This is a genomic window from Mycobacterium sp., assembly GCF_035499775.1.
GTDB lineage: Bacteria > Actinomycetota > Actinomycetes > Mycobacteriales > Mycobacteriaceae > Mycobacterium.
Map to the genome: position 1 here is coordinate 1 of NZ_DATJYB010000231.1, position 6,576 is coordinate 6,576.

Sequence of the window (6,576 nt, forward strand, 5' to 3'; positions counted from 1 at the left end):
AAAGCATGTGCGCCAGTTCGCTCCCCTGACCGATCAGGTGCTGGTCGGTGTCAGTCGCCTGGCGCCGGAGCCGGGCGAGGCTGGGCTGGTTGCCGACGCCGTGATCACCGCCCCCGACGGCGAGGTCCTCGTCGAGCTACACAGGGTGCAGTTTAGGCCCATCAGCCCGCCGCGGCAGGTGCTCGACGAACTGGATCGGCTGTGGTTGGAAGGGGTGTTTGAGCCGCAGTCGCAACGTGACCCGGCCGGTCGGGCCGACGCGCTGGCCGGCGAGCACGTCTTCGTGGTTGCCGCAGGCGAGGGATGCACCCGGTGGGCCCGCGAATACGCGTCCCACCACGGCGCAGAACTTGCGCTCACGGCCCGCGGTGGCGATCCGGAACAGATCTGTGCCGACGTGCAGGCCGAACTGCGTCGGGTGCTGGCGGCCGGCGCAGACCACACTCGCCCGGTCGTGGTCACCCTGGTCGCGGTCACCGAGGTCAACGACGAACCGGTGTCCGCCAGCCTGCTGCCGCGGCTCTCCGAGTTGCCCGCGATGTTGGTGGGGCTGGCACGTGCCGCACAGAACGTGCAGGACCAGGCGCTGCTCAACGGCTCAGATTTGCCGATGCACGGTCTGGTGATCACCCGGGGTGCGTTGCCAGTGCCCGGTGACCGGGAGATCCCGGACCTGGCCGGGTGCGCCCTGGTGGGTGCCCGTCGCGTCCTGCGCAACGAGCAGGCGCGGTTGAACTGGCGACTGATCGACGTTGATCACGCCACCCGGCCCGACGCCGTGGTGCTGGAGTCGCTGGTCACGGGGGCTTATGCGAGTGATGACGCAGACGAGGTCGCGCTGCGCGGTGACCTGCGGACGGTGATCGTCAACCAGTCGCGATTGTCGCGCCGGCTAGCAGCGCTCGAGGAAGTGGAGCCGCGCAACGTGAATTTCGAAATGGAAGCACCCCCGGGACAACTGGCCGGCCTGGCGCTACGGGAGATCCCGCGGCGCGCCCCCGGCCCCGGCGAGATCGAACTGCGGATGGAGGGCATCGGCCTGAACTTCAAGGACCCGATGAAGGTCCTCGGCGTGCTCGGTGAAGCCGAACTCGCCGGCACCCGGTTCGGCGCCGAACTCGGGATGGAGGGCATGGGCGTCGTCACCCGGATCGGTGCCGGGGTGAGCGGCTTCATGATCGGCGAGTCGCGCTTCGTCAGCGTGCCGGGGATGGCCCGTCGCTACGTCACCGCCCGCGTGGACGCGGGCGCCTTCGAGCCTGGTGACGGCCTGTCGCTTCAGACCTGCGGGTCGGTTGTGGTGTTCATGACCGCGCATTACGCGCTCAAGCACGCGGCCCGGCTGCAGCCCGGCGAGTGGGTGCTGGTGGCCGGCGGCGCCGGCGGAGTAGGCATGGCCGCCGTGCAGGTCGCCGCCAAGGCCGGCGCCCAGGTGATCGCCACCGCATCCACCCCGCAGCGCGCCGAACTGCTGCGCAGCCTCGGCGCGAAATATGTCATCGACTCCCGGTCGCTTTCCGCGGTCGAAGAGGTACAGCAACTCACCGAAGGCCACGGCGCCGACGTCGTGCTGAATTCCGCTCCCGGCGAGGCGGTGGTCGCCCTCCTGGAGTCGGCCGCCGAGTTCGGCCGGGTCGTCGAAATCGGCAAGACCGAGATCTTCGGGCGCCGCCTGATCGACATGGGCGTCTTCAATAAGAACCTGTCGCTGATCTCCGTCGACCTCGACCGGATGATGGCGCACCGCGGAGACTTGGCGCGGCAGGTGAACCGGGAAGTGCTGGCGCTGATCCGGGCCGGTGAATACGAGCTGCTGCCAACCCGGATCATGCCGGTGTCGCAGCTGGCGGATGCCTTCGGGCAGGTGGCCCGCTCGACCCACGTGGGCCGGATCGTGCTGGACTTCAACGAGCTTTCGCCGGCGGTCAAGCGGGCCCGGCCGGTGACGGAAATCCGTTCGGACGCGGCGTATTTGGTCACCGGTGGTCTCGGGGACTTCGGCGTGGCCACGGCAAAGTGGTTGGCCGCCAAGGGTGCGGGCTGCATTGTGCTGGCCGGTCGGCGGGGTGCGGCCACGTCCGAGCAGCGGGCCGCGGTGGCAGCCCTGCGCTCCGCTGGCGCCGACGTGCGCGTCGAGCAGGTCGACGTGTCCGACCGGTCCAGCGTGGACGCCTTGCTCGCCCTGCTGTCCGACGGCCCACCGCTGCGCGGGGTTTTCCACGCTGCCGGCGTGCTCGCGGACCAGCCGCTGGGCGAACTGAGCCAGCAAGGTTTGAACGCGGTGTTCGCGCCCAAGGTCTGGGGCGCGCTCATACTCCACGAGGCCTTGGAAGAGACCCGGGCCGGCACCGAACTCGACCATTTCGTGCTGTACAGCTCGGTGGCCAGCCAGGCCGGGACAGTTTCGCAGATCAGCTACGCAGCGGCCAACGCGGTGCTGGATGGTCTGGCGCACCTCCGGGCGCGCCTGGGATTGCCGGCGCTGTCGGTGAACTGGGGTTCGTTGGCCGGCGGCATGTCCGCCGCCAGCGAACAGGTGGCCGCGTATTGGGCGCGCAACGGCGTGCGTCTGCTGCCGCTGGACTCTGCCTGCGGCTACCTGGACGCGGCGATCGGACTGGACCCCACCCAGGTGGGGATCGCCGACGTCGACTGGCCGTTGTGGGGGTCGCTGAACCACGAGTCGGCGTGCACCCCGAGATTTGCCGCCCATATCGACGCGGTTAAGGGCGCCGACGAAGCCGCCGGCTCCGTTCGCGGCGAGCTGGCATCGATGGCCGCCGAGCAGCGGGTCGATCGGGTGACCCAACTGCTGGCCGAACAGCTGGCAGCCGTGTTGGGTGTGCCCGGCGACTTGGTCGACCGGAACACCCCGTTACCCCAACTCGGCTTGGACTCGCTGATGGCGGCCGAACTGCGCGCGCGAGTCAACATCGCGCTCGATATGGAGATCTCTGCAATGGAGTTGAACCGCAGCAACGGGCTGTCCTCGCTCGCCTCGCGGCTCGCCGACCAGCTGGCGGCGCCCGCGGTGGGCTGAGTTGCCGCGGTGGCTACCAGGCTTCGTCGAGCAAACTCGGCGAGACGTCCAATCGCTTGAACTCATTGCGTCGGTAACGCTCGACACAGGCGGAGCGTCGCACCTTGCCGCTGGTGGTGAACGGAATCGAACCGGGCGGTACCAAGACGAGGTCGAAGACACGCAGGCCGTGCGAACGCGATACCGCCGACTTGATCTCCCGCTTGATCGCACGAAGCTGGGCCGCTTGCTCCGCGCCGGGCCCCGCTCGCTCGCCGCTGAGTTCGACGATCGCGACAAGCTGCTCGCCACGGTCATCCGACACCGATATTGCCGCGACTCGGCCGTCGGTTGTTTCTTTGATCGTGGTCTCGATGTCGTCCGGATAGTGATTGCGCCCGTCCACGATGAGCAAATCCTTGATGCGCCCCATGATGAAGAGCTCGCCGTCGAACATGACGCCCAAATCGCCGGTTCTCAACCAGGATCCGGTGGGGGTACCGGGTGAGGGATCCACAATCTGGGCTGCGAAGGTTCGTTGGGATTCCCCGGTTTTCTGCCAATACCCCATCGCCACGTTGTCTCCCTGCAGCCAGATTTCGCCGATCGCTGCGGGCGGATTCTCCCTATGGGTGTCCGGATTGACGATCCGCACCGCGCACATCCCGGGCTCCACCCGTCGCGGGCCGTAGCTCACGTGTTCGACCGCGCCCGGATCTCCCTTGGTGCATGCCTTGACGTGTCCGTCCGCCAACGGCTGGGCAGCAAAGCTGACGGTCCGCACCGGCCGGCCGAACTCGGGAGCCGCCACACATAGGGTGGCCTCGGCGAGGCCGTAGGACGGAAGTATCGCCGTCTCTTTGAGGTTGTAGCGCGCGAAACGCTCGTTGAATCGCCTGATGGTCGCCGGCTGCACTCGTTCGGAACCGTTGATGAGCGCCAGCACGCCGCCGAGGTCAATTCCGTCCATATCGCGATCCGACGTCAATCGCGCTGCCAGATCGTAAGCGAAGTTTGGTGCACAGGAATACGAGAGACCAGCCGTGCCCAGCAATTGCATCCAGCGCGCGGGCCGTCGCAGGAATGCGACGGGCGTCATGAAGTGCATCGGAGCTCCGACGTACAGCGGGATGAACACCGTGAAGAACAAACCCATGTCGTGATGGAACGGCAGCCAGGAAACCCAGCGCAGCTCTGGCGGAGGGGTATCACCAAAGTCGTTCAGATAGACGGCTCTTCCCTGGTCGAGGTTTGCGATCACGTTCCGATGAGAAACGATCACGCCGGCGGGCGTGCGCGTGGAACCCGACGTGTACTGCAGGTAGGCCGCGCGCGGATACGTTTGACCCAGATCAGCGAAAACGCGGGTGGAGTACAGATCCAGCGAATCGATGGTGACCACGGGCGTGTCGGTAAATCCGTTCTCCGCCCGCGCGTACTCGGCGACTTCGTCGAGGACGGCGGAAGTCGTGAGAATGACGGACGGCGAGCAATCCCGCAACGCGGCGGAAACGCGTTCGTCGTGGATGCGGAACTGTGGAACCGGCAGCGGAACGGCGATGAAGCTCGCCTGCAGAACTCCCAGAAAGGCCATGATGTAACTGAGCCCCTCCGGTGCCAGTATCGCGGCCCGATCACCGGCGTTGCCGAAGAGTCTGAGCTCCTCGGCAACGGCGAGCGCTCCGCGATACACCTGGGCCCATGTCAAGCTCTCGGCGAAGCCGGCGGGATCGAACTCATAGTCGATGAACGTGTAGGCCGTGGTATCGGGATGTTGGCGGGCTCGCTGCGCAAGAAGCGCAGGAAGAGATGAATGCGTCATCGCGATCGCCTCACGGCTAGTCCGACTGCTCGCTCGCCGACGGAGTGTCCTTCCTGTGGACTCGAGAGCAGGACGGCTCGTAGGGGCAGTGTCGACGTTCTTCAAGGGTATCGCGACTGGTCAGCGCGTTTTCTGTGAGTTGGGTTGGAATGTCATTGGCGGTGTCTTCGCGGTGCCTGACAGGGCGGTGGGTCGTGACGGCAGCGGCGCGATCGCTACGCGAGCGTTAATTTTGTCGCCGTTTGCTATGAAGGTTGCTGCTTCGGGCAACGCACGAGCTCCAATTCCTCTACGCTGTGCGCGGATCCGTCGAAATCAGCCCGGCAGCTGAGCAACGTATACAGCCGTTCGGCGGGCCGCAGGGGAGTCATCGCCGGGTCTCAGGAAGGCAGGAACGCGTCATGGTCGATGTGGCGATCGTAGGAATCGGATGCCGGCTTCCCGGCAACGTGTCTGGGCCGGACCAGCTGTGGGACTTCCTGCTGTCCCGTCGCGACGGGATCATCGAGGTGCCGGGCGACCGCTGGAGCCTGGACCGCTACTACGACCCCGACCCGGAGATGCCGGGACGGATGTACACCCGCAGCGGCGGCTTCCTGCAGACCTCGCTGTGGGACTTCGACCCGGAGTTCTTCGGCATCTCGCCGCGCGAAGCCTCGATCATGGACCCGCAGCAACGGCTGTTGCTGGAGGTCTCCCAGGAAGCGATGGACGACGCCGGGGTGTCCGGCCGGGTCAGCGGTCGGCAGGTCGGGGTCTACGTCGGTGCCTCGGCCGCGGACAACATGATCCTGCGGACCGGGTTCATGAGCCGCTGGACGGTGGATGCCTACAGCTCCATGGCCAGCACCTTCACCATGATCTCCAACCGGGTCTCCTACGTATTCGACTTGCGCGGGCCGAGCATGACCATCGACACCGCCTGTTCGTCTTCCCTGGTCGCGTTGCACGAGGCCTACCAGGCGATGGCGCGCGGTGAGATCGAGATGGCCCTGGTCGGCGGCGTGAACGCGATGCTGATTCCGGAGGTCTTCATCGGCCTGTGCAAGAGCCGGTTTCTGGCGCCGGACGGCCACTGCAAGACCTTTGACGCCGCCGCGGACGGCTACGCCCGCGGTGAAGGAGCCGGTGTCATCGTGCTCAAGCCGCTCGCCGACGCGACCCGCGACCAGGACCGGATCTACGCGGTCCTCCGGGGCACCGGCGTCAACCAGGACGGACGCACGCCGGGCATCATGGTTCCCAACCCCGACGCCCAGGCGGATCTCATTCGCGAGGTGACCGCCGGATCCGGCCTGCGCCCGGAACAGATCGGGTACATCGAGGCGCACGGCACCGGCACCGCGGTCGGCGACCCGATGGAGATGGCCGCCATCGGCCAGACCCTGGGCAACGTCGACGGCCGGCCTACCGACCTGGTCGTCGGGTCGATCAAGAACTCCATCGGCCACCTCGAGGCGGCGGCCGGGGTGGCCAGCGTGATCAAGGCGGCGCTGACCCTGCATCACCGCCAACTGGCCCCCCAGGCAACGCTGAACCAACTGAACCCGGAGATCCCGTTCGCCGAGCATCGGCTTCGGGTGGTCACCGAAGCCGAGCCCTTCCCGGCCGGGTACGAGACGGCCGCGGCCTCGGTGAACGGGTTCGGGTACGGCGGCGCGAATGCGCACGCGATCCTGGTGGAGGCACCGCAACGTGCCGAATCGGGCGTGCGGCAGGCGCCGGCCCAGGTACT

3 protein-coding genes are annotated in these 6,576 nt (G+C 67.0%); 2 read left to right on the plus strand and 1 reads right to left on the minus strand.

What is annotated here, in order from left to right; translation table 11 throughout:
• Nucleotides 1-3,040, plus strand: a 3,040-nt coding sequence (locus VML93_RS15520; RefSeq protein WP_325611934.1) for an SDR family NAD(P)-dependent oxidoreductase, incomplete at its 5' end; no start/stop codon positions are given.
• Between the two features lie 13 nt (nucleotides 3,041-3,053).
• On the opposite strand, the gene VML93_RS15525 is transcribed toward VML93_RS15520, so the two are convergent.
• Entirely contained in the window at nucleotides 3,054-4,847 is a 1,794-nt protein-coding gene (locus VML93_RS15525; RefSeq protein WP_325611937.1) for an AMP-binding protein, read from the minus strand.
• A 395-nt stretch (nucleotides 4,848-5,242) separates the two neighbouring features.
• Between VML93_RS15525 and VML93_RS15530 the strand changes: the two genes are divergently transcribed.
• On the plus strand, nucleotides 5,243-6,576 hold a 1,334-nt coding region (locus VML93_RS15530), incomplete at its 3' end, for a polyketide synthase (RefSeq protein ID WP_325611935.1).